A 3,415-nucleotide genomic window follows, 5' to 3' on the forward strand; every position below is an offset into this window, starting at 1 on the left:
CAACGTCTTCAACCATCTGCCCGGTACTAAGCTCAGATACTAAAAAGGCTTTTGCAGTTTGAGCTACTCGCAAGAGCTGAGCTGAAGGGAATGGCCAAAGAGTAATTGGTCTTAAAAAACCAACTTTATATCCCTGCGCCCGAGCCTTATCCACCGAAGCTTTGGCTATCCGAGACGTAATACCATAGGCTACAAGCACCAATTCAGCATCATCAGTGTAATATTCTTCACAACGGGTTTCATTCTGTTTGACGACAGCGTATTGTGCCTGTAAGTCACAGTTGGTTTGTTCTGACGCATCTTTATCAAAAGATAAAGTATTGATAACATTAGTTTCTTTTCTGCCATTGCGACCAGTAATTGCCCAAGGCTTCTCCACCTGAAGTGATGGTTTTGTTTCCACAGTTACGGCTTCCATCATTTGTCCCAGTGCGCCGTCCGCAAGTATAAGCACAGGCATCCGGTATTTATCAGCAAGATCAAACCCTTCAAACGTAAGGTCGAAAAGTTCCTGGACACTATTAGGAGCCAAAACCAGCAGCCGATAGTCACCATGTCCGCCGCCTTTAGTTGCCTGGAAATAATCGGCTTGACCTGGTTGAATGGTTCCAAGTCCAGGACCACCGCGTTGTACATTCACCAGTAAACAGGGTAAACTAGCTGCAGCAATATAAGAAATGCCTTCCTGTTTTAAACTGAACCCCGGACTTGAGGACGAAGTCATGGCCCGTACTCCGACTGCTGCCGCACCATAAAGCATATTTATTGCCGAAATTTCACTTTCAGCTTGTAAATATACTCCACCTACTGTCGGCAGTTTTTTTGCCATAAATTCTGGAATCTCACTTTGCGGTGTTATCGGATATCCAAAATAATATCGACAACCTGCAAGAATTGCAGCTTCGCAGATAGCCTCATTACCCTTCAATAGGATTTTTTCACTCATGTATTTCACTCCTATACGTTCTATTTATAAATTTCAATTACTGCATCAGGACACATCCTGGCACACAACGTACAACCGATACAGGAAGCTTCGTCGTTGCACCGCACGATACAATATCCTTTTTTGTTATAGCTATCACTAAGCCCTAAAATCTTTTTAGGGCAGGCCTGAATACACATTTCACAGGATTTGCACTTTTCAACGTTAAACACCGGTCTTGGCATAAATATCTCCTCTCTTAATAAAAAACATATAGTTTATGAATAACGACAGGACTCTATCCCTGACAAGAGGTAACTCTAGCCATATGTCCCATCGGCTGAATCCCTAATTTTTCCTGAATATAGTGAGCGACATGCAAAATTTTTTCATAATCCAGCCCGGTAACAATACCCATCTTATGAAGCATATTAACCATGTCCTCGGTCGCAATATTACCAGCTGCTCCCGGCGCAAACGGGCATCCTCCAAGACCAAAAGCCGCTGCTTCAAACCGTGTCACACCCAAATTGAGTGCTGTAACAACATTGGCAAGCCCCATACCTTGCGTATCGTGTATATGCAAAATAAATGAGATTTGTGGATATTTTTGCATTAGTGGTTGTAGCAAGGCTTCCACTTGCAAAGGAGTTGCTGTACCAATAGTATCAGCCAATACAATCTCGTCTGCTCCGGCAGCCAACCCTGCTTCCACTAGACTCATAACCTGTTCTGGTTCTACCCTACCTGCAAACGGGCAGTCAAAAGCAGTCGCCACTGCGAGACGCACTTTGCAATTGCCTTTGATTTTACACACCTCAGTAAATGCGGCAACCGATTGTTCAATCGTTTGCTTGGTGTTTGCCAGGTTGTGTTTCTCGCTGGCCGAAATAACAAAAGTAATTACGTCAGTACCAGCTTCTATTGCCCGTTGTGCGCCGAATAAATTAGGGGCAAGGGCAATAAGCCCTGCCCTGCCTGCATGTTTTTCTTTTATAGTCTTTAAAACTTGAGCGGCGTCTGCCATTTGCGGTATTGCTTTAGGATGAACAAAAGACGTAACCTCAATCCATTTAAAACCGCAATCTATCAGTTTATCAATGATCTCTATTTTGGTCTCAGTCGGAATCGGTGTTTTTATATTCTGGAATCCGTCTCGCGGACAGACTTCAATGATGTCAACTTCTTGTGGTAGTTTCAACATGATCGCCTCTTTCATCTATCTCTATCTAAACTTTAAATCACACCGGCTGCTTTTAACTCAGCCAACTGCTGCTCACTTAGATTCAGAAGCTCCTTATAAACCTCTGCATTGTCTTGACCAAGAACCGGGGCAACAGTCCTAACGGTTGTAGGAGTTGCTGATAGCTTAACCGGGGTTGCCGTAACTTTAATCTTGCCTGCTTTAGGATGCTCCTGCTCCACAAACATTTCTCTGTCGATCGCAATATGCGGATCTGCTGCTACCTGACTAACGTCATATACCGGTGCGGCTGGTATTCCGGCTTTTAAGCAAGCCTCCACAACCTCATTAGCCGACTTAGTCTTTGTCCAACTTTCAATCTGCTCTTTAACTTCAACATGGTTTTCTAAACGATCCCGTATGTGAAGGAACTTAGGTAATTCCGCAATTTCTGGTTTTCCCATAATGTCGCATAAAATTTTCCAAAACTTATCATTTGCTGCACCAATCACACAACTGCCGTCAGCACATTCAAAGGAATCATACGGATAAGTTGATTCATAGCGGTTACCAATACGCTTTGGAATATAGCCATTAGCAAAATAAAGCATATTAACATTTCCCATAGCTGATACTCCTGCATCTACTAATGCCACATCAACCTTTTGTCCAATACCTGTTTTTTGCCGATAATGTAGGGCTCCCAGTATACCAATTGCCATAAATAACCCGCCTAACACATCACCAGTTGCAGTGCCAGTACGTGTGGGAGGTCCACCCGGCCAGCCGGTAGTACTCATAAGTCCACTCATGGCTTGAGCGATAATATCATATCCCGGACGTTCTTTATATCGTCCATAGTGACCAAAACCGGATATACAAGCATATATAATCCCAGGATTAATTTCTTTCAGCACATCATACCCGAGTCCTAACTTTTCCATAGTACCTGGCCGATAGTTTTCAGTAACAATATCAGCTTTTTTAACCATCTCTTTGAACATTTCTTTTCCTCTTGGATCTTTTAGGTTTAGAGTAATACCTTTTTTGTTACGATTATTGGTAATATAGTAAACACTTTCATCATTTTTGAACGGTCCAAAATGGCGAGTATCATCGCCCTTAACAGGCTGTTCAATCTTAATAACATTTGCTCCCATATCAGCCAATATCATCGTACTGTAAGGTCCTGCTAAAACTCTTGTCAAATCCAGTATTGTTACCCCTTCCAATGCACCGGGGGTCATTGTATCTGCTACCATAGTTTTCTTCCTCCTAAATGTATATAAATTGCTACAAACGTCTGG

Annotated in this window: 4 protein-coding genes; all 4 read right to left on the minus strand. The window is 42.8% G+C overall.

Annotated features, from left to right (window positions below; translation table 11 throughout):
- A partial coding sequence (gene vorB / locus AC29Z1_RS15405) for a 3-methyl-2-oxobutanoate dehydrogenase subunit VorB (RefSeq protein ID WP_488272337.1) occupies positions 1-946 on the minus strand: 946 nt, incomplete at its 3' end.
- A 20-nt stretch (positions 947-966) separates the two neighbouring features.
- Positions 967-1,170 carry a 4Fe-4S dicluster domain-containing protein gene (locus AC29Z1_RS15410; RefSeq protein ID WP_488272338.1) on the minus strand — a complete coding sequence of 68 codons (204 nt, stop codon included), beginning with the start codon at positions 1,168-1,170 and terminating at the stop codon, positions 967-969.
- A gap of 53 nt (positions 1,171-1,223) precedes the next feature.
- Positions 1,224-2,129: a hydroxymethylglutaryl-CoA lyase gene (locus tag AC29Z1_RS15415; RefSeq protein WP_488272339.1), complete on the minus strand. Its 906-nt coding sequence runs from the start codon at positions 2,127-2,129 to the stop codon at positions 1,224-1,226.
- A 32-nt stretch (positions 2,130-2,161) separates the two neighbouring features.
- Positions 2,162-3,370 (minus strand): CaiB/BaiF CoA transferase family protein, encoded by a 1,209-nt coding sequence (locus AC29Z1_RS15420; protein WP_488272340.1) that lies wholly within the window; start codon positions 3,368-3,370, stop codon positions 2,162-2,164.
- Positions 3,371-3,415: the final 45 nt, after the last annotated feature.

The organism is Sporomusa sp., assembly GCF_057736855.1.

Coding starts and splice junctions, on each gene's coding strand:
- AC29Z1_RS15410 (WP_488272338.1), bottom strand. CDS start 1,170: ATGCCAAGACCGGTGTTTAACGTTGAAAAGTGCAAATCCTGTGAAATG.
- AC29Z1_RS15415 (WP_488272339.1), bottom strand. CDS start 2,129: ATGTTGAAACTACCACAAGAAGTTGACATCATTGAAGTCTGTCCGCGA.
- AC29Z1_RS15420 (WP_488272340.1), bottom strand. CDS start 3,370: ATGGTAGCAGATACAATGACCCCCGGTGCATTGGAAGGGGTAACAATA.